The sequence below is a fragment of the Rhodococcus sp. 14-2496-1d genome, from assembly GCF_002259365.1.
Lineage (GTDB): Bacteria > Actinomycetota > Actinomycetes > Mycobacteriales > Mycobacteriaceae > Rhodococcoides.
On the sequence record NZ_NPFV01000009.1, the window covers coordinates 265662 to 290938 of the forward strand.

Annotated in this window: 29 protein-coding genes; 17 read left to right on the forward strand and 12 right to left on the reverse strand. The window is 64.9% G+C overall.

The window, feature by feature from the left end:
• Positions 1 to 186: 186 nt before the first annotated feature.
• From CH296_RS06685 to CH296_RS06710, 6 genes are read right to left on the reverse strand one after another with little or no spacing between them, the layout of a single operon-like run.
• Positions 187 to 948: an HpcH/HpaI aldolase/citrate lyase family protein gene (locus CH296_RS06685; protein WP_032396170.1), complete on the reverse strand. Its 762-nt coding sequence runs from the start codon at positions 946 to 948 to the stop codon at positions 187 to 189.
• A 9-nt stretch (positions 949 to 957) separates the two neighbouring features.
• Positions 958 to 1914, reverse strand: a complete 957-nt coding sequence (locus tag CH296_RS06690; protein ID WP_094684307.1) for an aldo/keto reductase — start codon at positions 1912 to 1914, stop codon at positions 958 to 960.
• Positions 1911 to 2750, reverse strand: coding sequence for an ATP-binding cassette domain-containing protein (locus CH296_RS06695; protein WP_094684308.1), 840 nt, complete (start codon positions 2748 to 2750; stop codon positions 1911 to 1913). Before CH296_RS06695 ends, CH296_RS06690 begins: the two co-directional genes overlap by 4 nt.
• Entirely contained in the window at positions 2747 to 3571 is an 825-nt protein-coding gene (locus tag CH296_RS06700) for an ABC transporter ATP-binding protein (protein WP_094684309.1), read from the reverse strand. Before CH296_RS06700 ends, CH296_RS06695 begins: the two co-directional genes overlap by 4 nt.
• 3 nt (positions 3572 to 3574) lie before the next feature.
• A complete protein-coding gene (locus CH296_RS06705; protein WP_094684310.1) occupies positions 3575 to 4513 on the reverse strand; it encodes an ABC transporter permease in 939 nt (312 codons plus the stop codon).
• Positions 4513 to 5445, reverse strand: a complete 933-nt coding sequence (locus tag CH296_RS06710) for an ABC transporter permease (protein WP_032396405.1) — start codon at positions 5443 to 5445, stop codon at positions 4513 to 4515. Before CH296_RS06710 ends, CH296_RS06705 begins: the two co-directional genes overlap by 1 nt.
• Positions 5446 to 5773: 328 nt before the next feature.
• Between CH296_RS06710 and CH296_RS06715 the strand changes: the two genes are divergently transcribed.
• The 6 genes from CH296_RS06715 to CH296_RS06740 all read left to right on the forward strand — a co-directional run bounded on the left by CH296_RS06715 (position 5774) and on the right by CH296_RS06740 (position 12312).
• A complete protein-coding gene (locus CH296_RS06715; protein ID WP_094684346.1) occupies positions 5774 to 7351 on the forward strand; it encodes an ABC transporter substrate-binding protein in 1578 nt (525 codons plus the stop codon).
• 20 nt (positions 7352 to 7371) lie between these two features.
• Positions 7372 to 8583, forward strand: a complete 1212-nt coding sequence (locus CH296_RS06720) for an exo-alpha-sialidase (RefSeq protein ID WP_094684311.1) — start codon at positions 7372 to 7374, stop codon at positions 8581 to 8583.
• On the forward strand, positions 8580 to 9272 hold the full coding sequence (locus CH296_RS06725) for an SDR family NAD(P)-dependent oxidoreductase (RefSeq protein WP_094684312.1): 693 nt from the start codon (positions 8580 to 8582) through the stop codon (positions 9270 to 9272). The genes CH296_RS06720 and CH296_RS06725 overlap by 4 nt, the downstream gene beginning before the upstream one ends.
• A 74-nt stretch (positions 9273 to 9346) precedes the next feature.
• Complete coding sequence (locus CH296_RS29475) at positions 9347 to 10528, forward strand: four-carbon acid sugar kinase family protein (protein ID WP_094684313.1); 1182 nt, start codon at positions 9347 to 9349, stop codon at positions 10526 to 10528.
• Positions 10525 to 11538, forward strand: coding sequence for a 4-hydroxythreonine-4-phosphate dehydrogenase PdxA (gene pdxA, locus CH296_RS29480; RefSeq protein WP_032396175.1), 1014 nt, complete (start codon positions 10525 to 10527; stop codon positions 11536 to 11538). The genes CH296_RS29475 and pdxA overlap by 4 nt, the downstream gene beginning before the upstream one ends.
• A gap of 9 nt (positions 11539 to 11547) precedes the next feature.
• Positions 11548 to 12312 (forward strand): DeoR/GlpR family DNA-binding transcription regulator, encoded by a 765-nt coding sequence (locus CH296_RS06740; RefSeq protein ID WP_032396176.1) that lies wholly within the window; start codon positions 11548 to 11550, stop codon positions 12310 to 12312.
• Between the two features lie 69 nt (positions 12313 to 12381).
• On the opposite strand, the gene CH296_RS06745 is transcribed toward CH296_RS06740, so the two are convergent.
• On the reverse strand, positions 12382 to 13608 hold the full coding sequence (locus CH296_RS06745; RefSeq protein ID WP_143546330.1) for a GGDEF domain-containing protein: 1227 nt from the start codon (positions 13606 to 13608) through the stop codon (positions 12382 to 12384).
• Between the two features lie 119 nt (positions 13609 to 13727).
• Here CH296_RS06745 and CH296_RS06750 point away from each other — a divergent pair, with 119 nt between their 5' ends.
• The 4 genes from CH296_RS06750 to CH296_RS06765 are packed head-to-tail and all read left to right on the forward strand — an operon-like array spanning position 13728 to position 16638.
• The gene (locus tag CH296_RS06750; protein WP_094684347.1) at positions 13728 to 14933 is read left to right on the forward strand and encodes an MFS transporter; all 1206 of its coding nucleotides are present in this window, start codon (positions 13728 to 13730) and stop codon (positions 14931 to 14933) included.
• Positions 14934 to 14947: 14 nt separating this feature from the next.
• The gene (locus CH296_RS06755; RefSeq protein WP_032396178.1) at positions 14948 to 15304 is read left to right on the forward strand and encodes a metalloregulator ArsR/SmtB family transcription factor; all 357 of its coding nucleotides are present in this window, start codon (positions 14948 to 14950) and stop codon (positions 15302 to 15304) included.
• 27 nt (positions 15305 to 15331) lie between these two features.
• A complete protein-coding gene (locus CH296_RS06760; RefSeq protein ID WP_094684315.1) occupies positions 15332 to 15871 on the forward strand; it encodes a copper resistance CopC family protein in 540 nt (179 codons plus the stop codon).
• Between the two features lie 35 nt (positions 15872 to 15906).
• Entirely contained in the window at positions 15907 to 16638 is a 732-nt protein-coding gene (locus CH296_RS06765; RefSeq protein WP_094645938.1) for a TetR/AcrR family transcriptional regulator, read from the forward strand.
• Here the strand turns inward: CH296_RS06765 and CH296_RS06770 are convergent.
• From CH296_RS06770 to CH296_RS06780, 3 genes are all read right to left on the reverse strand, one after another.
• Positions 16611 to 17579 (reverse strand): diiron oxygenase, encoded by a 969-nt coding sequence (locus CH296_RS06770; RefSeq protein ID WP_032396180.1) that lies wholly within the window; start codon positions 17577 to 17579, stop codon positions 16611 to 16613. The two genes, CH296_RS06765 and CH296_RS06770, sit on opposite strands and share 28 nt — an antisense overlap.
• Positions 17580 to 17803: 224 nt before the next feature.
• The gene (locus tag CH296_RS28550) at positions 17804 to 18130 is read right to left on the reverse strand and encodes a hypothetical protein (RefSeq protein WP_143546331.1); all 327 of its coding nucleotides are present in this window, start codon (positions 18128 to 18130) and stop codon (positions 17804 to 17806) included.
• A 191-nt stretch (positions 18131 to 18321) separates the two neighbouring features.
• Positions 18322 to 18756 carry a hypothetical protein gene (locus CH296_RS06780; RefSeq protein ID WP_094684348.1) on the reverse strand — a complete coding sequence of 145 codons (435 nt, stop codon included), beginning with the start codon at positions 18754 to 18756 and terminating at the stop codon, positions 18322 to 18324.
• Between CH296_RS06780 and CH296_RS06785 the strand changes: the two genes are divergently transcribed.
• From CH296_RS06785 to CH296_RS06795, 3 genes are all read left to right on the forward strand, one after another.
• A complete protein-coding gene (locus CH296_RS06785; RefSeq protein ID WP_256980356.1) occupies positions 18725 to 19825 on the forward strand; it encodes a sensor domain-containing diguanylate cyclase in 1101 nt (366 codons plus the stop codon). The two genes, CH296_RS06780 and CH296_RS06785, sit on opposite strands and share 32 nt — an antisense overlap.
• Positions 19826 to 19921: 96 nt before the next feature.
• Positions 19922 to 20536: a bifunctional 2-polyprenyl-6-hydroxyphenol methylase/3-demethylubiquinol 3-O-methyltransferase UbiG gene (locus tag CH296_RS06790; protein WP_094684318.1), complete on the forward strand. Its 615-nt coding sequence runs from the start codon at positions 19922 to 19924 to the stop codon at positions 20534 to 20536.
• 138 nt (positions 20537 to 20674) lie between these two features.
• Complete coding sequence (locus CH296_RS06795) at positions 20675 to 21160, forward strand: DinB family protein (protein WP_256980357.1); 486 nt, start codon at positions 20675 to 20677, stop codon at positions 21158 to 21160.
• A gap of 6 nt (positions 21161 to 21166) precedes the next feature.
• On the opposite strand, the gene CH296_RS06800 is transcribed toward CH296_RS06795, so the two are convergent.
• Both CH296_RS06800 and CH296_RS06805 read right to left on the reverse strand, forming a co-directional pair.
• Positions 21167 to 21457: a hypothetical protein gene (locus CH296_RS06800; RefSeq protein ID WP_094645944.1), complete on the reverse strand. Its 291-nt coding sequence runs from the start codon at positions 21455 to 21457 to the stop codon at positions 21167 to 21169.
• Between the two features lie 100 nt (positions 21458 to 21557).
• A complete protein-coding gene (locus CH296_RS06805; RefSeq protein ID WP_094684319.1) occupies positions 21558 to 22586 on the reverse strand; it encodes an ABC transporter substrate-binding protein in 1029 nt (342 codons plus the stop codon).
• Between the two features lie 176 nt (positions 22587 to 22762).
• Between CH296_RS06805 and CH296_RS06810 the strand changes: the two genes are divergently transcribed.
• From CH296_RS06810 to CH296_RS06825, 4 genes are read left to right on the forward strand one after another with little or no spacing between them, the layout of a single operon-like run.
• A complete protein-coding gene (locus CH296_RS06810; RefSeq protein WP_094684320.1) occupies positions 22763 to 23776 on the forward strand; it encodes a 3,4-dioxygenase subunit beta in 1014 nt (337 codons plus the stop codon).
• Between the two features lie 40 nt (positions 23777 to 23816).
• Positions 23817 to 24050, forward strand: coding sequence for a twin-arginine translocase TatA/TatE family subunit (locus tag CH296_RS06815; protein WP_045197060.1), 234 nt, complete (start codon positions 23817 to 23819; stop codon positions 24048 to 24050).
• On the forward strand, positions 24047 to 24835 hold the full coding sequence (tatC, locus tag CH296_RS06820) for a twin-arginine translocase subunit TatC (protein ID WP_094645947.1): 789 nt from the start codon (positions 24047 to 24049) through the stop codon (positions 24833 to 24835). Before CH296_RS06815 ends, tatC begins: the two co-directional genes overlap by 4 nt.
• Entirely contained in the window at positions 24823 to 25263 is a 441-nt protein-coding gene (locus CH296_RS06825) for a preprotein translocase (RefSeq protein WP_094630169.1), read from the forward strand. Before tatC ends, CH296_RS06825 begins: the two co-directional genes overlap by 13 nt.
• Positions 25264 to 25277: the final 14 nt, after the last annotated feature.

The window sequence follows — 25277 nt, forward strand, 5'->3', positions numbered from 1 at the left end:
TCCGGTACGGGGCTACCAGGCCTGCTCCCCCGCAAACGCGCGCGCATTCGCCAAACGCTCGCAAAACAGTGCCCGACCAGATGACAATTCCGCGCGCACGTGACAAACGCGCGCGCATTTGCCACATCTGCAGGCCGCGCGCCGCCCACCCCGAGCCAGCCGCGACCCCGAGTCGAGTGAACCTGTCTACCCCTGCGCCGCCGTTAGGTGCTCGGCCGACACGGCTTTGAGGTGTGTCAGGTCGGATGCCACTGTGGCGAGGGTGAATCCCTCGGACAGTCGCTGTGCAGCAATGCTTCCCGAGGCTGTGTGGATTCCCGCTGTGATTCCTGCTGCGGCTGCGGCTTTCTGCACTCGCACCAGGGCTGCGTCGAATTCTGCGTCGACGGAGGGGTCGGTGGGCGAGGATCCGCCGACGGCCAATCGCAGATCCGAGGGTCCTACGTAGACGCCGTCGAGTCCTGGTACGGCGCAGATTTCCTCGACATTGGCCAAACCTTGTGGGGTTTCGATCATGGCCAGCACGACGGTATCGCGGTTGGCCGCGGCGGGATCGGGTCCGATGCGTAGTTGTGAGCGCATCGGTCCGTAGGAGCGGATGCCCGACGGCGGGTATGTCGCCGCGGATACTGCAGCGGCTGCGTCGGCGGCGGTGTCGACGAGCGGCACGATGACTCCGGCGGCACCGGCGTCGAGTGCGCGGCCGATGACGGTGGCGTTGTTGGCTTCGACGCGGACGAGGGCGGCGGGCCCGTGCGCGGCGTCGATTGCCGTGATCCCGGCGAGCATGCCGGAGTAGCCGATCAGACCGTGTTGGAGGTCGAGGGCAATGTAGTCCCAGCCCACGTGTGCGAGCCATTCGGTGGAGACGGGGCTGTCGATGACCGACCAATACCCGAGGATGCGCTCGCGATTGCGTACGCGGGCAGCGAATTCCTGTGCAGACATCAAAATCCTTCAGCGGTTGTAGTTCGGCATCGGGCCACGGAGCGCTGCGCCGACCTCGTCGCACGCAGCGACGACATCCACGTCGAGCGGCCCGCGTCCGAGGGCTGCGATGTTCGATTCGAGGTGCTCGACCTTGGATCCGCCCAGGAGCACCGGTCCGGTCGCGGGCTTGGATACCAACCATCGTAGTGCCAGCTCGGTGAGCGGTATCCCCGCATCGTCGGCAACGATACCGAGCTGCGTGATGGCGTCGAATATTGCTGTGTTCCAGTACCGTTCGCGATACATCGCAGCCAGGCGCGAGTCGCCGAACCGGCCATCGGTGGGTTCGTTTGCCGCAGAATGCTTTCCGGTGAGCAGTCCGCCGCCGAGCGGGTTGTAGACCATGGTGGTCAACCCTGTGACGGCCGCGAACTCGACGTATTCCTCCTCGATCCGGCGGGCGAGCAGGTTGTAGAGCTGCTGCGCGACGATCGGCCGGGGAGCACCGACCTCGTCGGCCACTCGGTTGACGTCACCGATCTGCCACGCCGCGAAGTTCGAGACGCCGAGTGCCCTGATCTTGCCTTCCGACACCAGCTCCGCCACCGCGGTGAGAGTCTCGACCAGAGGCGTCGCACGATCGGGCTGGTGCAGGTAGAACAGGTCGACGTAATCGGTGTTCAACCGCGCGAGGCTGGCATCGACACTGAGCCGCAGGCCTTTCGGAGACAGTGGACTGTTGTCTCCGGCGTCGGGATGGGGCATACCGGCTTTGGTCGCCAGGGTCACCCGGTCGCGGCGCGTGGCGAGCAAGGTGGCCAAGATCCGTTCGGATTCTCCGCCCGCGTAGCCGTTGGCGGTATCGATGTGAGTGACCCCGGCGTCCAGCGCTGCGTCGAGCATCTTGGCGGCACCGGATTCGTCGACGGTGTCACCGAACGTCATGGTCCCGAGGACGAGGGGTGAGATATCGAGCGAGGTCATGCGGGAACTCCTGCCGGTGTTTTCGTGAGCCGTGACACGACATGTCGCGGTTTGATTCCTGTCATGGCTGCGGGGTCGAGAGCCGCTGCGCGCAGCGCTCGGGTGTACGGCTCCTTGGGTCGCGCGAGAACCTCCTCGGTATCGCCGCCTTCGACGACGCGACCCTTGGACATCACGATGACCGTCTCGCTGATCTCGCGGACGACCCCGAGATTGTGCGAGATGAAGACGTAGGTCAAACCGGTCTGCTGTTGGATCTCACGCAGCAACTCGAGCACCTGCGCTTGGACCGAAACGTCCAGTGCGCTCGTGGCCTCGTCGCACACCAGGATTTCCGGACCCGACGCGAGCGCACGGGCGATTCCGATCCGTTGGCGTTGACCACCGGAGAATTCTGCCGGCCGACGCCCGAGGGCAGTTGTCGGCAATCCGACTCGGTCGATGAGTTCGGCGGCCTTCTTCGCTCGCTCGGATTTGCTGCGAACATCTTTGAGCCGCAGCGGTTCACCGACGATATCGACGGCCGTCAGGTGCGGGTCGAGCGATCCGTACGGATCCTGGAACACCATCTGCACCCGAGAGCGAAAGGGCCGCAGTGCTTTCTCGGACAGGTGCGCGATGTCGGTGCCGTCGACGACGATACGTCCCGACGTGGGGGTGAGCAGTCGCACGATGGATTTCGCGATGGTGGATTTGCCGCATCCGGATTCACCGACGATGGCGATGGTGCTGCCCTTGTCCACCGAGAAGCTCACCGTGTCGACGGCACGGAATGTGCCGGTGGCAACCGGGTATTCGACGACGAGGTTCTCGACCGACAGAAGTGGTGCGCTCATACCGTGGCCTCGACCTTCTCGGCTGTTTCGTTCCACGGTCCCAGTTGTGGGATCGCGTCGAGCAGATTCTTGGTGTACGGATTCTGCGGAGCATTGACGAGTTCCTCGGCTCCGCCGTTCTCGACGAACACGCCGCTCTTCATCACGTAGATGCGATCGGACATCAAGCGTGCGACGCCGAGGTCGTGGGTGATCACGAGCAGTCCGATTCCGGTGCGTTCCTGCAGTTCCAGCAGGAGGTCGAGGATGCTGGCCTGCACGGTGACGTCGAGAGCGCTGGTCGGCTCGTCTGCGACGATCAGTTCGGGACCGGCCGCGAGAGCGCCGGCGATCAGGACGCGTTGGAGCATGCCGCCGGAGAGTTGGTGTGGGTACTTGTTCAGCTGGCCGGCGGGGTCGGGAATGCGGACCTGCTCGAGCAGTTCGATGCATCGCGTGGTCTGCGCAGTGCGGCCGGCGACGCCGCTGTGCCGGACGGCTTCGCGCAACTGGCTACCGATGGTGTGTACCGGGCTCAGTGCCGTCATCGGATCCTGAGGTATGAGTGCAATGTGCTTGCCTCGAATACCGCACAGCTCCTTGTCTTTTCCGAGTATCTCCGTGTCCTTGAAGGTCACGGATCCGGAGAGCACGGCGAGATCGGTGGGCAGCAGGCCCAGGATGCCCATGGCAGTCGTGGACTTGCCCGATCCGGATTCGCCGATGATGGTGACGGTCTCACCGGCCTCGATGCAGAACGAGACGCCGTCGACGGCCCGGATGAGGCCCTTGTCGGTGACCAACTCGATCTGCAGTTCGTCGACCTTCAGTAGATTGCCCATCTCTCAAGCACGCCCTTTCTTGTTCGAGCGAGAGAACATCCGCAGCAGGCTCGATCCGGCGGGTCGATCTCGAAGGCCGTCGCCGAGCAGGTTGACTCCGACGACGAGCAGCACGATGACCAGTCCGGGGAGGGTGACGAGCCACCACGAGGTGGTGATGTAGTCCTGGCCGTCGGAGATGATTCGTCCCCAGGTGGCGAACGGGCGTTGCGGTCCGGCACCGAGGTAGCTCAGTGCACTCTCGAGCAGTACGGCCTGGGCGAGGAGCAGCAGGACGACCAGCGATGCCTGCTTGATGATGTTGGGGACCACGTGGCGGAGCAGGATCGCGATGCGTCCGAGTCCGAGCACTCGTGCGGCTGCGATGTACGGCTTCTCGCGTTCGACGAGGACGAGTGATCGTGTCAGACGGGCGATCTCGGGCCACTGCGCGATGGCGATCACGAAGGTGATGACCGGGATGGACGGGCCGAACAATGCCACGACGAGGAGCAACATCATCAACAGCGGCAGGGACAGCTGCGCTTCGAGGAGACGGGAGACGACGGCGTCGACCCAGCCGCCGAAGAAGCCGGCGAGCGATCCGAGGGTGAGCCCGATCAAGCCGGAGACGAGGACCGCGAGGATTCCGACGGTGAGCGAGACCTGCCCGCCGTAGAGCACTCGCGCCAGCAGGTCGCGACCGAGCTGATCGGTTCCGAAGAGGTGGCCGTCGGTCAACGGTGCGAGTCGCCGTTGGGCGAGGTCGGTCGCGTCGGGTGAGGCCAGCGGTAGGACGCGAGCGAAGGCCACCGGGAGGATGACTGCCATCGCGCACACGCTGCCGATCCAGATCTTGACGCGGCTGTCTCGTCTCCTGCGCGTGGCACCGGCCGAGGCGAAATCCTTGGTGGTGACGGCGCTGGGACGTGCTGTGTCCGAGGGCTTGTCGACGACTGTCATCAGCTTGCTGCCTTCCCGAGACGAACGCGGGGATCGAGGAGTGGATAACAGAGGTCGACGGCCAACTGCACGAGGACGGCGAGCACTGCGGTGACCAGAACCGTTGCTTGGATCAACGGGTAGTCGCGGGTTTCGAGGGCGCGCACCACCAACGAGCCGACACCGGGCCAGGCGAAGACCACTTCGACCACGACGACGCCGTTGAGCATGGACGCGAAGCGCGTGCCGAGGGCGGTCACCACCGGAATCGAGGAGTTGCGCAGGGCGTAGCGCCAGGTGATCTCTCGCTCGGTGACGCCGCGGGAGCGGGCGACGGTGACGTAGGGCGAGGCGTACGCGCTGACCATCTCGCGTCGCACCATTCGGGAGATCAGTGCGATCTGCAGGATGGCGACGGTGACTGCGGGCAGGATCAAGGACGACCAACTGGTGAAACCGGCTGCGGGGAGTACCGGAACCAGTACGGCGAAGAAGGTGAGCAGCATCAAGCCGGTCCAGAAGTCCGGCATCGACTGGCCGGCGATGGTGACGACGTTCGCGCCCAGTTCGCGGCGGGTGTCGGCGCGACGGGCCATCCAGATGCCCAGCGGAATGGACACCACGGTGGTCAGCAGGATGGCCGCGAAGGCCAGGGTGATCGTGTACGGAATGCGCTGCAGGACGACGTCGAGCGCGGGTGCCTGGAAGGAGTACGAGGTACCGAGGTCGAGGGTGAACAGGCCTTTCAGGTACAGCGCGTACTGGGTGAAGATCGACTGGTCGAGGCCCAGGTTGGTGCGGATCTGCGCCAGATCCTCGGTGGTGGCCAGTGGCCCCGCCATGGAGTAGGCCGGGTCGCCGGGGGCCATTCGGATCAACACGAACACCGTGGTGAGCGTCAGGAAGATGGTGAGCACGCTCTGCCCGAGTCGACGCACCACGTACCGAGCCATCGGCGCGGTGAGGAACGCGGGCAGCACGGAGTTCGTGGCGGACGTGGCCGCGGGCACGCTGGGTGGACTTGCGGTGAGCTGGGTCATCGCCCCACCTGCGCTACTGGTATTGCCTGGGTCATCGTCGACCTTTCGATAACACTGCCTCGTTGTAACTCAGCTCACAATTGCACTAATGCGCGGTTTGCGCAACCTTCAATATTTTTCTGCGCACTTCAAGCATTTCGTAGTACAGTCGCCCTGTGTCCACGATCACTTTCGTCGACGGCGGTCTTCGAGACCCGAACCGACATCCACATTTCGATGTGTCAGTCACGAGAGGTCAATGATGACCGAAAGCTTTGTCAACCAGCGTTTTTCACGGCGAACGCTGTTCCGTTCGAGTTTGATCCTCGGCGCGGGTCTGACCCTCGGCGGCGCGATGTCGGCATGCGCGACGCCCACCGGCAAGCCCGGGCCGAACACCGTCAGCCTCGCGATGAATCGATCGATGGTGAGCCTGGACAACAAGCTCCTCCAGTTCGACGCGGCTCTGACCGTGCAACGCTCCGTCCGCGAGGCGCTGACCACCATCACTCCGTCGCTGAAGGTCCAGCTCGTTCTGGCCGACAGCTTCGAACTCGTCGCGCCGACGCAGTGGCTGGTCCATCTACGTCCGGGCATCACCTACTCCGACGGCAGGCCCGTCCGAGTCGAGGACGTCGACACCGCCCTGCGCATGTACAGCCAGGTCACGGGCTCGTTCGTCGGGACGTTCTTTCCCGAGTGGCCCACGGTCGGCAAGATCGACGACTCGACGTTCACCCTCGACACCGAACGGCCCATTCCGGTGCTCGACTACCTGATGTCGAACATCCTGATCACGCCCGCGGAGAACAACGTTCCCGAGGATCTGCAGGACGGCGTGGGCACAGGCCCGTTCGTGGTGACCCAGGCCGATCGCGGCACCGGCAACTACTCGCTCGCGCGAAACCCGAACTATTGGGGCACCGCGGCATCGGTCGAGTCGGTCAGCGTCCGGTTCGTTCCCGACGAGTCCAACCGTGTCGTCTCCCTGCGCAGCGGCGAGGTCGACGTCATCGATGCCATCACTCCGGACGCGGCCGATCAGCTCGCGGGTCTGGCCGGGGTCACCGTCGAGCGCACCGACGGCGTTCGGCTCAACCAGCTGTTCTACAACTTCCGTAAACCGGCAGGCCATCCCCTGGCCGATGCTCGCGTCCGAAAAGCACTGAGCTACGCGATCAACGGCAACGCACTGATCGACCAGGTGATGCAGGGGGCGGCGACCCCGTCACGCGGCGTCGTACCGGGCATCCTGACCGGGGCCATCGAGACGGGCGAGTACGTCTACGATCCGCAGCGAGCCAGGCAGGAGCTCGACGCTCTCGGCGTCCGTGATCTCGAAGTCAAGATCATCTGGGAGACGGGCGAATTCGCCGCCGACACCGACATCATGGAGTCGGTTCTGCAAATGCTCTCCGCCGTGGGTGTTCGTGCGACGTTGCAACAGTTCGAGCCGGGCGGTGACATCTCGACGTGGCGTCAGGGCAAGGCGGGCGACTGGGACATCCTGGGCAACGGCTACCCCAGTCCCACCGGGCTGGCCGTGACGATCATGCAGGGCATGTACGCAGGTACCGCCGCCAAGGAAGAGACCCGAGACACCTACCACGGGTACATCTTTCCCGAGATCACCGCCCTCATCGCCAAGGCCTCGGAGGATGCCGACGACACCACTCGCAACGAGACACTCGCCCAGGCCCAGCGTCAGATCTGGGACACCTGGCCCTGCCTGTGGTCCTTCGTCCCCAAGACCGTCATCGCCCGTCGCAATCGCATCGATGGAATTGCTCTGCGTCCCACCAACTCCTACGACATGGCTGCGGTCACGCTCAACTCCTGAGCGAGAACAGAAGGTAGAACATGAGCAACACCAGCTTCCTCACCCCGGGCGATCTCCTCGCCGACGGCGCTGTGCGCGAGACCTCCGAGCCCGGACGGTCCGACGCGTTCCTTCCGGCACCTCAGGTGCAGAATCACGCCGCCAACCTGGCGATCCTGCCCGACGGCGCGCTGGCGTGCGTCTGGTTCGCCGGCACGCAGGAGGGTGTTCCGGACATCAGCGTGTGGTTCTCCCGGCTCGAGGCCGGAGAGCGTCAGTGGAGCACCCCCGTTCAACTGTCCGACGATCCGACGCGGTCGGAGCAGAATCCTGTTCTGTTCGTGCGTGATTCGGGTGAGGTGTGGTTACTGTGGACCTCGCAGCACGCCGGCAACCAGGACACCGCACGGGTACTGCGTCGCATCTCCCCCGACGGCGGCCTGAGCTGGGGCGAGGCGCACGTGTTGCTTCCCGAGACCGACGCCGGCGGAATCTTCGTTCGCCAACCCGTGATTCGGCTCGAGTCGGGACGGCTACTGCTGCCGGTGTTCCACTGCGTCAAGATCGACGGGCGCAAATGGGTCGGCGATCGGGACTACAGCGGTGCCATGGTCTCGGACGACGACGGCACGACGTGGCGTGAGGCGGTCGTTCCGGACAGTGTCGGCTGCGTTCACATGAACATCGTTGTGCAGAAGGATGGTTCGCTCGTCGCGCTGTATCGGAGCCGGTGGGCGGATCACATCTACCGCAGCGTCTCCACCGACGACGGCGACTCATGGAGCGCCCCGGTTCCCACGGAACTGCCGAACAACAACTCGTCGGTTCAGGTTGTCTCCCGGGCAGACGGGACGCTGGCACTGGTCTACAACCATGCGTCTGCGCTCGATGCCACCGCACGACGCGTCTCGCTGTACGACGAGATCGACGACGACGGTTTGGCCGACGGCACCGAGGAGGCCGAGTCTCCCCTCGACGACGGTGATGCTCGCGCCGCGTTCTGGGGAGCTCCGAGAGCGCCGATGACTCTGGCCATCTCGTCCGACGGCGGGGTGACGTGGCCTGTCCGTCGAGATCTCGATGTCGGCGACGGTTACTGCCTCACCAACAATTCTCGTGACGGCTCCAACCGCGAGTTCTCGTACCCGTCCATCGTGGAGGACTCCGATGGTCGGCTTCACATCGCGTACACCTACTTTCGTCAGGCGATCAAGTACGTTCAGCTCGAATCGGACCGGGCCGGCAGCGTATGAGTTCGACGCAAGAGGTCATCGTCACCGGAGTCAGCAGCGGGATCGGGGCATCGATCGCTCGGACGCTGTCCGGCCGTGGGTGGCACGTCACCGGGCTGAGTCGGACCCGTCCCGCGCAGGGCTTCGAGGACGGCGGACCGAACCGCTGGATCGGTGTCGATCTCGCGGACACCCGGGCCGTCTCCGATCTGATCGACGACTTGCCGGATCCGTATTCGATCGTCCACGCCGCGGGCGTGCAGCGGTCGGGCCGGCTCGGGGATCTCGATCCTGCGCACAGTGAGCAGATGTGGCGGGTACACGTCGCCGCCGCCGAGGTTCTGGTCGATGGATTGGCCGCCCGTCTGCACGACGGTGGCCGGGTGGTGCTGATCGGAAGCAGAACCATGACCGGGGTGGCCGGAAAGAGTCAGTATGTCGCCACGAAATCCGCGTTGGTCGGCATGGCTCGGTCGTGGGCGATGGAGTTGGTGAGCCGCGGCATCACCGTCAACGTCGTCGCCCCCGGACCCACCGACACTCCGATGCTCCGCGATCCGGGGCGGGTCGCCACTCCGCCGATCACTCCACCTCTGGGTCACCTCATCGATCCCGACGAGATTGCCGAGACCGTCGCCTTCCTGCTGTCACCGCACGCGCGCAGCATCACCGGCCAGACCATCGTCCAGTGCGGCGGAACATCTTTATGACAACAGTGCGCGAAACACGCAATAATGTTACCGTCATATGCGCACATAGCGCAGATGCGAAGGGGTGAGGCACGATGAGCAACGCGCAGCGCCCCCACATCCTGATACTGGCCGACGACCTGTCGGGAGCAGCCGAAACTGCGGCAGTGTTTCTTGATCGTGACGTCTCCCTCGGTATCGACATCGGCGACGTTCACGGCGAGAGCGACGTCCGAGTGGTCGATCTCGGCACCCGAGTCATGTCCGGTGCCGAGGCCGCCGACCGAGTCCTGACCTCGGTGCGCACTCTTCCGACTCATGTTCGGGTGATCAAGAAGATCGATTCGATGTTGCGGGGCAACATCGCTGCCGAAGTGGAGAGCCTCCTCGCCACCGGACCGGTCGTCTTCGCCGCCGGGCTTCCTGCCCTCGGCCGAACCGTCGAGCACGGAGTTCCGTACATCGACGGGGTGCCCCTGAACGAGAGCGGTCGGTGGGCGCTCGAGACGGTCGATGCCCCTGCCTCGATAGCCGACCTGTTCGGGCACGTCCCCACGAGGCCCGTCGCACTCGCAGACGGAATCGACGGGCTCGGTGCTGCAGTCGATTCCGGTGCTGTGGCAGTGTTCGACGTGCGTTCGGACGCAGACCTCGACGACATCGTTGGGCTGTCGGCGCAGGTACCGGGCATCCGCCTGGTGGGCACCTCGGCGCTCGCCGCGGCGGTGGCCAGAACACTGCAGCCACGCACTCCCGGTGCTGCGCCGATCAACCCCGTCCCCACTCTCGTCGTGGTCGGAACTGCAGAAGCCGTTGCGGTACAGCAGGTATCGGAACTGGAGCGCTCCGGCGCGACGCACGTCCGGATTCACGTCGACCACCTATTGGCCGGCACCGATCCCACTCCGGTGCGCAACGCCGTCGACGCCGGCACTGCCCTCCTGACGGTGGCCGGTCCGGTCGATCCCGCTCGGTCGAGCGAGATCTCGGCCGCGCTGGCCGATCTGGTCGCCCGAGCCATCCGCGATCGAACCGTGGGACTCGTTCTCACCGGCGGCGAAACCGCTCGCCGCGTTCTCGACGCACTGGGCGTGAACACTCTTCATCCGATCGCCGAGATCCATCACGGAGCAGTCGTGTCCCGCACGGCTGCAGGCGGATACGTCGCCACACGGCCCGGCAGCTTCGGCGGACCGGACAGTCTCGTCGCGATGACCGCGTACCTGCGCGGCGTCGACAGCACACACTCGTTCTCTCACAGTGAGGCATTGGCATGACCACAACACTTCAGCCCTACATCGCGGTAACCATGGGCGACGGCGCCGGAATCGGTCCCGAGGTGATCGTGCCCGCCATGATCGACCCTGCCACTCTCGAGCGGTGCAGGCCCGTAGTGATCGGCGACGCGTCGCGTCTACGACTGGCGGCGCAGGTGCTCGGCACCGACGTGGAGATCGTCTCCGTGCAGCGTGTCGAGGACGCCGAGTTCACACCGGGTCGGATCAACGTCATCGACCTCGATCTCCTCCCCGCGGACCTCCAGTGGGGCGAGTTGTCCGCAGCCGCGGGTGATGCGGCCTTCCATTACATCCGTGTCGCAAGCGAACTCGCGGTGCGCGGCGAGGTTCAGGCGATCTGCACCGCGCCGCTGAACAAGGAGGCGCTGCACGCTGCCGGGCACATCTTCCCGGGTCACACCGAACTGTTGGCGCACCTGACCGGCACCGAGGAGGTGTCGATGATGCTCTCGACGCCCAAGCTCAAGGTCATTCACGTCACCACCCACATCGGATTGCTCGACGCGGTGGCCAAGATCGAACCGGGGCTGGTCGAGCGCACCATTCGTCGCGGACACGAGGCGTTGGTTCGCTCCGGCACCGCCCAACCGAAAATCGGTGTCTGCGGGATCAATCCGCATGCGGGCGAGAACGGCTTGTTCGGCTACGGCGAGGAGGACCTCAAGATCGTCCCGGCCGTCGAGAAGTTGAAGGCCGAGGGCATCGACGCGGTCGGTCCCCTGCCCGCCGACACCGCCTTCTTCCTGGCCGGTCGTGGCGACTACGACCTCATCGTGGCCATGTACCACGACCAGGGGCACGGACCGGTCAAGGTGCTCGGGATCGAGGCGGGAGTCAACATCACGGTCGGCCTGCCGGTGATTCGCACGTCCGTCGATCACGGCACCGCATTCGACATTGCCGGCAAGGGCATTGCCGAGGCCGGTAGCATGATCGAAGCTCTGCGGCAGGCGGCCGAATTGGCCACCAGCCCAGCGCTACTGAGCTGACAGGGGTGGGTGTTGCGAGTATCGGAGGCCCGACGCGGTGAGATCGTGCGGCTGGCGAAGTCGGGCGGTCTGACCAGCGTCGAGGAGTTGTCGGCGTTGTTCAAGGTGACGGCCTCGACCATCCGACGCGATCTCGACCACCTCACCAAGCAAGGACTGCTGGCCCGCACCTACGGCGGTGCCATCGCCATCGGCGGCCGCCACGAGGCGTCGGTGAAACAGCGATCCCTCGAGGGGTACGACGCCAAGCGGCTCATCGCGGCCAAGGCGGCTGAGTACATCGAGCCCGGTGAGACGGTTCTGTTGGACGCCGGCACCACGGTCGGCGCGATGGCGGAGTTTCTGCGCACCGCGGTCGATCTGACCGTCATCGCCGCGGGGTTGACCGCTCTCGAAGCACTGGTCGACGCGGACGAGGTGCATGTGGAGTGCATCGGCGGAACCTTGCGGCACGTGAGTCAGGGGTTCGTCGGTCCACTGGCCGAGGCATCGCTGCGGCGAGTCTCGTTCGACCGAGCGTTCCTCGGAGCCGATGCGGTGACCGCCGATTTCGGTATCTGCGAGGCGGGTTACGAGCAGACCCAGCTCAAGGAACTGATGATGGAGCGGGCAGTGAAGACCTACATTCTGGCGCACTCGGCCAAACTCGGCCAGAAGCCCTTCCACGCCTGGGCTCCCATCCCGCCGGGCACCACACTCATCACCGATTCCGAGGCATCTCGGGCCCAGATCGACGCCTTCGAGAGTAAGGGCGTCGAGGTCGTCATCGCTTAGAACCCTTGGAGTCGAATCAATGCGACTCTGTTGCACTCCGACCGGCCGAAACCCAGATCGATCCGGATCTCAGGCGCGCTTGGACAAGTACATTCGCTCGTCTGCCATTCGTAGCAGTTGGTCCGGGTCGGCGGCCGGCTCCCAGCTCCATCCGACGCTCACCGAGACCGGGATGTCGGTGCCGTCGATGTCGTAGGGGCCGGCGAGGAGTCCGCGAACTCGGTCGGCGAGGCATTCGACACCGTTGCGTGAGCGGGCGCTGCGCAGGAGGACGACGAATTCGTCTCCGCCGATACGGCAGGCGACGTCATCGGAGCGGGTGTTGTCCAGGATGCGACGGCCGATTGCCTGGAGTACTCGATCCCCCACCGCGTGTCCGAATCGGTCGTTGATGGACTTGAATGCGTCGACGTCGACGAAGAGCACTCCCACCGGACGACCGTCGGCGGAGTCCTTCATCGCATGCAACTCGGACATCAGGCGTCGGCGATTGGCCAGTGAGGTGAGGTCGTCGATCAGCACCTGGCGTTCGAGTGACGCCTCGGCAGCTTTGCGTGCGGTGATGTCCTGGATCTGCGCGATGATCACGTCGCCGGACTCGTCGTCGCGCACCACGGTCACGTTGCGCTGCACCCAGATCGTGGCACCGTCCTTGCGGATGTATCGCTTCTCCGACGCCACGTTCGTCAGCGTCCCTTCGGCCAATCCTTTGAGGTGTTCGTCGGCGAGGGGAATGTCGTCGGGATGGGTGATGTCGCGAAAGGTTTTCTGTCGCAATTCTTCTGCGGTGTAGCCGAGCAGTTCGCACAGGGCCCTGTTCACCTGGAGCCATCGTCCGTCGCGGGTCATCACCGCTTTGCCGATCGGGGCGTTCTCCATCACGTTCTGGAACAGCCGGATCGCGCGATCGCGCTCACGCTCGACCTCGGCGCGCGCGCTGACGTCGACGACCAACGCGGTGAACCCGACGACGACACCGTCGACGATATCGGGCACGTAGGTTGCCTGAGTAACGCGCACAGCACCGTTGACGTCGATGAGGGTCCGGTCGAACTGCTGCTGCTCACCGGCGAGGACACCGGTGATGTACGGCAGGTTCAATTCGTACAGCGTCTCACCGAGCAAATCTCGGATGTGCTTGCCGGCCAAGTCCTGAGGTTCGATTCCGAAGAAATCCGCATACACGCTGTTGGCGAACACATTCCGGAGCGCGCTGTCCCAGTATCCGATCATCGACGGCAACCGATCGACGGCACGGCGCATCACCTCGTTCGATGCGTTTCGCGTAACGGTCATGAACCACCTCACTTGTGACGCCGACCGTTGAACGGTACCGAAATATATCGCGATCGGCCTGCAACACGAACATCGATCCCATCAGTGCGCAAGTGCGCACATGTGTGTACGTTGAACCCATGCTTCGCGCCAACATCGCTTTTCGACGCCTCTTCACCGCGCAGGTCGTCGCGTTGCTGGGCACCGGACTGTTGACGGTGGCGCTGGGACTGCTCGCCTACGACATTGCCGGCAGTGCCGCGGGAGCCGTGCTCGGTACCGCTCTCGCGATCAAGATGATCGCGTACGTGTTCGTCGCTCCGATCGTGTCGTCACTGACCGGCACGCTCCCCCGCAAGCTCGTGCTGGTCAGCGCCGACGCCGTCAGGGCGCTCACCGCACTGGCATTGCCGTTCGTCGATCAGGTGTGGCAGGTCTACGTGCTGATCTTCGTTCTGCAGGCGGCGTCGGCCACCTTCACTCCCACCTTCCAGGCCGTCATTCCGTCCGTGGTGCCCGACGCACAGCAGTACACCCGCGCGTTGACGCTCTCGCGACTGGCCTACGACCTCGAATCACTGGTCAGCCCATTGATCGCCGCCGCATTGTTGACGGTCATCGGCTTCCACACGCTGTTCGTCGGCACGGCTGTGGGGTTCGTCGTCTCCGCGGTGATGGTGGTCGGTACCGACTTTCCGAGACACCTCGCACCCGAGATCCGACGATCGACCTCGGGCATCGCGACGTTCGTCAGAAATCCCGAACTGCAGGGACTGCTCGCGTTGAACACGGTGGTCGCTGCAGCGACGGCTCTCGTGGTGGTCAACTCCGTTCTCTACGTCCGCGATCTGTTCGGCGGATCGAGCAGTCAGCTGGCCATCGCTCTCGGCTGCTACGGCGCCGGCTCGATGGTCGCAGCATTGTGCATCCCACGAGCCCTCGGATTTACGAACGATCACACGCTCATGCTCACCGGGGCTGCGACGGCCGTGATGGGAACTGCCGCAGCAACACTGGTGGCGACCCTGCACGGAGGGTCGACCGCCTGGGTTGCGCTGGCCGCGACGTGGGTGCTGCTGGGCGTCGGGACGTCGATGATCAACACCCCGTCGGCGAGGATTCTGCGTCGTGAATCCGACGAGAGCACCCGAACGTCCATCTTCACGGCGCAGTTCTCGTTGTCGCACGCGGCATTTCTGCTCACCTATCCCATTGCGGGATGGGTCGGGGCCCGGTTCGGACTGTTCACCGCGGCGCTGGTGCTCACGGGCTTGGCTACACTTGCGGCACTGTCCGCAGCACGCCTGTGGAGTCGCTCCCGAGTGTCGGTGGTCGCCTCCGCGTAGGGAGACGACGTTCGATGCCACCGAAGAAGGAACCGCGCATCAGTCTCGACCATGCCGTCGAACCGGACTCCGCACGCCTGGCCACGGCCAGCGACACCTTTCGGATGCTCTCGGACCCCACGCGACTGCACATCCTCTGGCTACTCGACCGCGGCCCTGCCGACGTCAGCGCCTTGACCACGGCCACCGGAACCTCCCGCACCGCCGTCAGCCAGCATCTGGCCAAGCTTCGATTCACCGGACTCGTCGAGACCCGACGCGACGGCCGCAACGTCATCTACCGCCTGGCCGACGGTCACCTCGCCCGGCTCGTGCGTGAGGGCCTCAACTTCGCCGACCACAAGGTCACCGGCGAGCCCCCGCACGAATAACCCTGCACCACAACAAGAAAGCACCCGATGAAACGCCTGGCCGTGATTGCCGCCGCCATTCTCACCGCGACGGCACTGTCGATCGCCCCGGCAGCTGCGCACGCAACTCTGCAGTCCAGCAACCCTGCCGAGAACTCCGAGCTCGACGCCGCCCCGGACGAGGTGACCCTGACGTTCAATCAGTCCGTGCAGTCGAACTTCGCCACCGTCACCGTCGTCGGAGCCGATGGAACCCAATGGGGGGCATCGGATCCCGTCGTCGACGGCAGCACGGTGACCGTCGATCTCGACGGGCTCGGTGCGGCGGGCGAGTACACCATCGGCTACCGAGTGGTCTCCGCGGACGGGCATCCGATCACCGGCAGCATTCCGTTCCAACTGACCCAGGCGTCCCCGACGTCGGCGGCAACCGCAGCCACCGCAGTCCCCGCCCCTACCGAAACGACACCGACTGCCGCAGAAGAGCCCGAGGACAGCAGCGGTTTTCCGATCTGGATCGTCGCGGTGGTCGTCGTCGCTGTCGGTGCGGCGGGCGTGCTGTTCGCGCTTCGTAAACGCAGCAACTGACGTTCTCACCCGATGTGGACGTGAGAGCATGCAGCATGAGTGACGGTGGCCAGCGCCCGGAGTCCGATGGCCGTAAGCGGCGTTGGGAACAGCACAACTCCGATCGTCGACGCCACATCATCGACGCGGCCATGACGGTTCTGGCGCGCGATATCGCACCCGGTGAGCGGCTCACCACCGCTCAGATTTCGGCCGAGGCCGGCGTGCACCGCACCGGGCTGTACCGGCATTTTCGCGATCGAACCGACTTGGACACGGCCATTCAGCGCGCCATCTGCTCGGAGTTGACGGCCACTTTGGTCTCGTCGTTCGCATTGACCGGCACTCCTCGCGACGCGGTGCATCGCATGGTGAGCACCTATGTGCGCTGGGTGGCCGAGCATCCCGCGTGGACGCGATTCGTCGAGCAGGACGTCAGTGCCGAGTCACCCACGCCCCTCGAGGAGACCAACGCTCTGCTGGCCGAGCAGTTGGAAGTGAGCGTCGCGGCATTCCTGTCACTGGTGCACGCAGACCTGACCACCGACGACTGGTCGCTGGTGCGGCCGTGGGTTGCGGGCCTCGTCTCCGGCTGCATGGGTGCGGTGCGCAGTTGGAGCGGGCAGACCGAACATCGCACCGGTCTCGATCATTTCGCGACGTTCCTGGCCGACACCATCTGGCTGCAGGTCAAGGGCCTGGGGGCATCCCGCGGGATCGCGATCCCGCAGGTGCCCCTCGAAAGCGTCCTCGACGAGAGTCAGCCGAACGACGGCTCGCTGCGGTAACGCGAGGGGCGTCCGTCGATACCGAGGGCGCGCCAGACGCGTCGGGACACACGGTTCATCAGTCCGAGCTCGCCGGCCAGCATTCGGACGTCACCGAAGGTGTCGCGCAATGCCTTTCGTGACGGTTCGCTGTTCCACCACACGGCGTCGACAACCTCGTCGGGGATGGCGAGGTCGCGTCGCATCTGCTTGCTCGGTTTCATGATCACGTCGCACAGCAGTCGCATGATGACGGGCATGAGGATCGAGATCGACGCCTTCTCGAAGCGTCCGAGCCGCGGGGCCTTGTGCTCGAGGTACTGATGGGCGAAGCCGATGTGTCGTGCTTCCTCGGCGATGTGAATCTGCATCACCCGCTGGACCAAGGGGTGTCCGACGCTACCGGCGCGCAGGACGCCCTTCTGCATGTGGTCGATCGGCTCTTCTCCCGCCAGCACTCCGACGAAGAATCCGAACGGTGCGGATCGGCTCGCGAAGAGGGTCAGCACGGGCACGATCTTGCGGAACCACGCGGGCCCACCCGGCACGTCGATGCCGATGCGGTTCACCAGTTCCTGGAACATCTGCGTGTGGTGGCACTCTTCGGTGGCCTCGTGCGTCGAGTACCGGAATTCGGGTGAATCGTTGGGCAGCGTGAGGGCGTACTGCATGAGGCCGCTGATGAGGATCTGCTCGAACTGCAGGCCGACCTTGACCATGCTGGCCTGGCGGTACATCCCGATGTGAATCTGCCGGTCCAGGGGAAGCGACTTGTACCAGTCGGTGTGGCCGAGCGGGTCCGCGTCCGGGAGCACCCAGCGCGGATCGTCGGGAACGATCGCGTACTCGGGCTCGTCCCAGGGGATGTCGAGGAAGGCGTCGAAGTGCTGGTGCACCGATGCCGTCGACAGTGCATGCAGCCTGTCTCGGTAGAGCGTTCGTGCGTCGTCGACTGCAGTCATGGTGGTCCTTCCGCCTGCGTCCGAACAATGTGTACGCAACACAGCGTCACACATAAAACTGGTTGGTGCAACGCTCCGTCGCAGATACATGAGAAATGTTCTTCGAAACGACGAAACCGGCCGGCCGCAGTGCGGTCGACCGGCCTCGAGGCAGGCGATTCGGTCGTGAACGGTAATTCGTAGTGGGCTACGAAGTTCCGCTCACATGCGACGAAGTCGCTCCATCACCAATACGGCAACACCATCGCGACAAAGCCCACGCCGATGACGATGCCGAGAATTCCGGTTCCGATGGCCAGCGCGGTGTCACTGCGATCGGCGCGCGGGCCGGAGAGGTCGGGGCTGCGATCGGCCCACAGAGCAGAGGCGACGGCAATCAATCCTGCTGCGATGCCGAGCCCGGCGGCCCAGAACGAGACGATCGACATCGCACCGAACATGACGGCATATTCGGTCACCTGCGCACGGGTACGAATGCGCCGGTTCCACCACTTCGGTGGCATGTCGTCGTCCGAATCACGTATATCGAAGTGGGGAGAGGTGACGGTCACTGCGGACTCCTTTCGAGTGAGAATGTGCCTCCATTTTGGCACTCGGCGGGCGAGAGTGCCAATCCCCTGGAGGAGGCCGACGCCCCCGGTTTCGCACACGCGCGCGCACTTGTCGGACGCGTTCGGATTCGCCACCGATCCGGGCACGATATCGCGCGCATTCGGCGAACGCGCGCGCGTTTGCAGAGCGATCAGGGCCACAGAAGTCGTTGCCCCACCGAAGCTTTCGTCGGACCCAGATCGAAGGTCGTGGCGTCGGGCATCAGGTACGGGACGAGTATCCGCATCGCATATTCGCGGTGTTCGAGCAGGACCTCGAGATAGGTGCCCGACGCCTCCTCGCCGGTGGCGTCGGAGACGACGGCGTACGACCGCAGATCATCGGCGACGGCGCGCAGATCGCGGACGAGTTGCTCGTGCATCGCCGCGTGCGACTCCCCGTCTCCCAGTGGCTGCTGCGGCGCGAGCACCCGCTGCCCGCCGGAGAGGTCGTTGACGACGGCCACCGGGTGCAGTCCCCAGTTCTCGCTGATCCGTTCGGCGGCGATGTCGATACAGACGTCGAGCAGGTCGTCGAAATCCTGTTGGCACTCGATGCTCGTCACTTCTCGCCAGTTCGTCGTCATCGAGACCCCATCGTCGGCCGGCCACCCCAACCCCTTGGACGGCGCGCAGGCGCACACGGTTCCCGAAAGTCGTACATTCGTGCCAATCTGCCGCTTACCGGCGACAGTTCCCGCACGAGTCGGCCCGACGGAGCTGCCGGCAGCCGAATGCGCCACAGGGCTCGAGCAGACCTCAACTACACTCCCCATCCGGGAAGGGGAGAAAGCGGGTCGTTGCGTCGTGGAGGATCACTGGTACCGGCGCATGTTCGCCTCCAGCCCCGTGGCGCAGGCTCTCTCCGACGCCGATGGGCTCTTCGTCGACGTCAATGCGGCCTACTGCGAACTCGTCGGCTTGTCCTCCTCGGAACTGATCGGTCGATCCGCGACGGTGCACACTCACCCGGACGACCTCCCGCTCCACGGCAGCGTGGAGGATCTGATGGCCGCCGGGACGGCCGCGGACGAACCCGTGAAGGTCGAGGTGAGGTTCGTTCTACCGAACGACGAGATTCGCTGGGTTCTGCTGACTCTGGTCCCTTTCACCGGTCCGTCCGATGCCGAGTGGACGCTCGGTGCCGCTCTCGATATCACCGAACGGAAAGAGGTCGAGGACGGCATCCTGCTCGCGTCCCGAACGGATCAACTGACCGGGGCACTCAACCGTCGCGGCTGGTCGGATTACGCGGTGTCCCTCGTCGACGACGATTCGGTCGACACAGTCGTCGCGGTTCTCGATCTGGACCATTTCAAGCAGTTCAACGACCACTTCGGCCACGCCGCCGGCGACGCGTTGCTCCGCGACTTCGCGTCGGCTGCCCGCAGCTGCATCGGCGTCGATGGACTCCTGGCTCGATGGGGCGGAGAGGAATTCGTGATCACTCTGCGCGATTGCGATCGTCGTGGTGCTCTTCGATCACTCGAGGCTCTTGCCGCCGCCACCACGTCATCGGGGGTGACGTTCTCGGCCGGGTACACGCTCCAGCGACCGAACGAAGGTCTTCGCAGCACACTCGACAGAGCTGACGCACTGATGTTTCAGGCGAAGCGCGCCGGCCGAAATCGAATGATCACCGACGCACCTTTCTGACTCAGCGCAACTTGCTGATACGGCAAACATACTTGCCATATCTGTGAGCGGGCTGTCACTCTGATCCCGGAACACCACCGGGAGAGGACTCAGCACATGACGCACGCATTCGACAAGGAGTACTGGGAGCACCATTGGGATGACCGAACATCCCGCACCGTCGCGGCGAATCCGTATCTCGTGCAGGAGACGGCCGGATCGATGCCCGGTACCGCGCTCGACGCAGGCTGTGGTGCCGGAGCAGAAGCGATCTGGCTCGCCGAGCAGGGCTGGCGAGTCACCGGTGCCGACATCTCCGCCGCTGCCCTCGACACCGCCGCGAAGCAGGCGCGGTCAGCGGGGGTCGACGTCACCTGGATCGAAGCCGACCTCACGACCTGGAACCCGACCGACCGATGGGATCTGGTGACGACCCACTACGCGCATCCGTCGATTCCGCAGTTGGACTTCTATCGACACATTGCGCAATGGGTGGCACCGGGCGGTTCGTTGCTCATCGTCGGCCATCTGCACGACCGCGGGCATCATCACTCACACGACGGCGAGCCACCGCACGAGGCCACTGTCACCGCGACAGACATCACCGCCCTGTTCGACGCCTCCTCGTGGCGCATCGACACCGCACTCGAACGTTCCAGAACGGTCGGTGGCACGGGTGTGCACTCGAAGACGTTGCGCGATGCGGTGGTTCGGGTCACGCGTCGAAACTGATCCCGGCGGTCGCAGCGGTGTCTGTCGGCCGGGCCCAGGCACAAGGGTAGGCGATCGGGTGTACGGTCCGGTGATGCACGGCGAACCGGGAAGTGATCCGTACGGCTGTTTCCTCGACGACTGTCAGCCGTACCCGTGGTGACCTCGCAGCAGGACGACGCCGAAAGCCGTGTCGCTGACGCCTTTCTGGCGATAACTGGCGCGAGCCTGTCGTCGATGACGGAGATCCTGCGGGACCTGGGCGACGAACCGGCCAACACGAAGCCGGACCTGCCGGGTGCCAACAGTCCGTACGCCATCGTGTTCCACTGCGTGGCCGTGATCGAGTACTGGGCAGGTTCGGTGATCGCCGGTCTGAAGATCCCGCGGGATCGCGCCGCCGAGTTCACTGCCACAGGCCGAATCGACGATCTGATCACGCGGGTCGACGAGGTTCGGTCGCGTCTGCCCGAGTGGGTGAATGTCGCAGTACGCGAGGGGATTCGCGATCGAACCGTCATGGGTACCACCCGCCCGGAGCTCGCAACCGCAACCCCGGAATGGGTGTTGACGCACCTGGTGCGCGAGTTGGCCCAGCATCTCGGCCAGCTCGAGCTCACCCGCGACGTCCTTCGTCGGGCGTGACCTGGGTCAACGATCGATGGTGACGGTCGGCCACGGCGGCCGCCTCAGGACCGCAGCACATCCCAATGTCGCAGCAACGAGGCCGGTGAGCACCCCGATCAGTTGGATGCGGCCGGTATCGACGGCGGGGGTCCACGCCGCCGTGCCGTCCGTGATGGTGAACACCCCCACCGCGGTCTCTGCTCCCCGAGCCGATCGACGCAATACCGGCAGAATGGTCGTGCGGTCGTCCACTCTGACGGTCTCGCCGTACTGCACTGCAGACGGGCTGAATACGTCGGGCAAGCGTGAGGTCATGAGTGCACTCCCGGAGTCGACCGATGTCGTCGCGGTCAGACTACTCGCGCGCAGATGCCTCCGGGCTCGTCCGAATGCCGTGCACCATTGCCCATCGTCGTCAGCGGTCGATGTTCACGGCGGCTGCGAGTCCGTCGACCAGAGTCGGCAGGAAGTACGGAATCGACAGTGCCGTCGGGCCCACTGCAGCTCCGGCCTCCTGGCCGACGAATCCGGCGACCGCACCGGCGGCGACAGCCGGAATCTGGCGTGAGACAGGCGAATCGAGGAACTGCTGCAAGGCGTCGTCGGTGTCGACCTGAGTGAACACCACATCGGCGTCGATCGAGGAGATGTTCTCGGCCGAGACCGTGGTCGAGTAGGTGGCATCGTCGGTCGCGAGGCCGGTCACCGATGCAGGCGAGACGAAGCCGAGGTTCTCGAGCAGCTCCACTCTGGGGTCCGACGGCAGTAGCAGGTAGTACACGTCGGCAGCCTCGGACACGTATGCGATTGTGCGGCCGTCGAATTCGGGATGGCGAGCACCTGCGTCCTGCACCTGAGAATCCAGATCGGCTACGAGATCACGCGCCCTGTCCGGCACCCCGAGAACATCACCGGTGGTGGTGATGACATCGCGCCACGGCGTCGACCACAGTTCCTCCGGCGGGGCGATGACGGGGACCCCGGCTGCGGTCAACGCGTCGTACTCGGCCCGCGTCAACCCGGAATGCGGAGCCAACAGCACGTCCGGGTCGGTGGCGAGAAGCTTCTCGACGGACAGTGCGTCGGTGACGTTGTCGAGCAGAACCGGGGCCGGACCGCCGGACGACTCGATCGCGTCGGACACCCACGGGTAGATCAGATCGTCACCGCCGCCGTACTCCGCCGAGGGCATCGCCACCGGGACGACACCGAGCGCGAGCACCGCGTCGGTGGTGCCGAATCCCCACGTCGCGACCCGTTCGGGCACTGCGTCGAGGGTGGTCTCGCCGTACATGTGCTGCACGGTCAGCGGAAACGAGCCGGTGGACGCGGCGGCGGCCGGGCTGTCGGTCCTTTCCATCGAGCTGCACCCGGCGAGCGCGAAGGACGCGGCCGCGACAGCGGTGAGGAGTGCAGCGAAGCGGGTGGTCACACGAAGAGTCATCACAGTCCTTCAGGTCGGTACGCGTGATGAGGTTAGCCTTAGCTACTTAGGGGGCTTTCACCGGGTCGCATCGTTCACAGGAACCTCGCAGCGGAGGTTCAGGGTCCTCACCGCAACGTCCCAGAGTATTGGCACTACCGAAACATTCAGTGCCGCAACGAAGGAGACGTACGACGATGACCCGAATCCCCGAGCCGACCGATACACCCGACGGACCCGCCTACGAGGGAAGGCTTCTCGACCGCCCCACCGAGGAGGTCGTCGACCAGGGTGCAGGCTTCGATATCACCACCCTCGTCACCCGCCGCCGTGTACTGAGTCTCGTCGGCGCAGGAGCGGGCGCGTTCGCTCTGGCCGCATGCTCGAGCACCTCCAGCGCCGGAAGTTCCACCGCCACCACGGCAACCGCGTCGACGACCACCTCGACGGCGACGAGCGAGATCCCCCAGGAAACCAACGGCCCCTACCCGGCCGACGGCACCAACGGCGTCAACGTCCTCGAGGAATCGGGCATCGTCCGCAGCGACATCACCTCCAGCCTGGACGGTGGAACCACAGTCAGCGGAGTGCCTCTCACGTTCACCTTCACGCTCACCGATCTGGCGAACGACAATCGACCGTACGAGGGTGCGGCCGTGTATGTGTGGCAGTGCGATGCGGACGGCCAGTACTCGATGTACTCCGAGGGTGTCGAGGACGAGACGTATCTTCGCGGCATCCAAGCGGCCGGCTCCGACGGCACCGTCACCTTCGAGACCGTCGTTCCCGGCTGCTACTCCGGCCGCTGGACCCACATGCACTTCGAGGTCTACCCCGACGCTGCGTCGGCGACCAACGTGGACAACGCCATTGCCACCTCACAGGTCGCGTTCCCGCAGGACATGCTCGAGGCGATCTATCAGAACAAGACCGACGTCTATCCCGAGTCGGCGAAGAACCTGACCCAGATGGGCAGTCTCGACAACGACAATGTCTTCGGCGACGGCTACGAGCTGGAGATGGGCACGTTCAGCGGCGATCCCGCCTCCGGCTACGTCGGATCACTCGCGGTGGCGATCGATGCCACCACCGAACCGGCGATGAGTGCTGCCCCCGCGGGCGGAGGCGGCGGCGGCGGCCAGGCCCCCATGGGAGGCGGCACTCCCCCGGCGGGCGGACCGCCCAATGCCGGCTCTGCACCCACCAACTGATCACCCCCACCTCACACCACCCACCAGCTAAGGAATCACCATGTTGCACAACCTCACCGGATGGCACGCCCTCATCGTTCTCGCCATCCTGCTGCTCGTGTTCGGCTCGACCAAGCTCCCCTCCCTCGCCAAGGGCGTCGGTCAGTCGATGCGAATCTTGAAAGACGAAGTGCGCGAGGACAAGAAGACCGCGACGCGTGACGAGACCACCGCCACCACGGAACCGACATTCGCCGACGCGTCCGTTCCGGTTCCGTACCGCCACGCATCATGAGCACAGCCACCGCCGCGCGAGGAACGATGCCCCTTGCCGGGCATGTGCGCGAGGCTCGTCGCCGCGCAGTGCGCGCGGCGGTGTCGCTGATCGTCGGCGTGGCGATCGGGTTCGCCCTCACCGACCAGATTCTCGACATCCTCCGTGCGCCCGTCGAGGAGCTCGCCCTCTCCCGTGATGCCAGCCTGAACTTCGACACCGTCACCGGCGCTTTCGATCTCGAACTGAGGATCGCGCTGTTCGCCGGGGTGATCGTGTCGTCTCCGGTGTGGTTGCGTGAGCTGTTCGCCTATCTCGCACCAGGTTTGACGCGTCGGGAGAAGAAGTACGTCTACGGTTTCTCGGCCGCAGCGGCTCCACTGTTCGTGGCCGGCTGCGTGTTCGGGTTCACCATCTTCCCACGCATGGTCAGCGTGCTCGCCGGGTTCTCCTCGGACCAGGACAGCACCATCCTCAACGCCTCGTACTACGTGGACTTCGTGATGAAGATCGTGCTGGCGACCGGAATCGCGTTCGTACTGCCGGCATTGCTGGTGATGTTGAACTGCCTCGGCATCCTTTCTGCGCATCGACTACGTAGCAGTTGGCGGCTCAGCGTCGTCGGAATCGCCCTGTTCAGTGCGCTCGTCACTCCCGCCGCCGACGTCCTGTCCATGTTCCTGGTCGCGTTGCCGATGGCCACGCTGTTCGGTGCGGCCGTCGTGATCACCGAGATACACGACCGCAGAGCGGCTCGGCGCATCCTGACTTCACCGAAACCGGAGCTCACAACATGTTCGGCTTGACCTTCGAAAAACTGTTCCTGGTAGCGATCATCGCCGGCTTCGTCCTCGGCCCCTCGCGACTACCCGGATACGCCCATCAACTGGCACGGACCGTGCGCTCCGTGCGCAGTTTCGTCGAGTCCACCCGCACCGCCGCAGAAGACGAAATGGGCGTTCCGCTACGCCGTTCGGAGTGGGAGTCGATGGATCTGCGCCAGTACGATCCACGCCGCATCGTCGCCGACGCATTGCGTGACACCGACTCCGCTCCGAAATCCGTGTGGCCGGACGAAGTGATCGACGAAGCAGCCCGCGTACGACCCGGCCAGAAATACGTCATCACCGGAGCGGCATCGCATCCACGACGAATTCTCATCGAGTCGTTACCCGAGAACGACCCCCGTCGTATCGCGGCGCAGGTACTGCCGGATGTCGCAGCCACAGGTTAGGGCGGCGAAAGAAG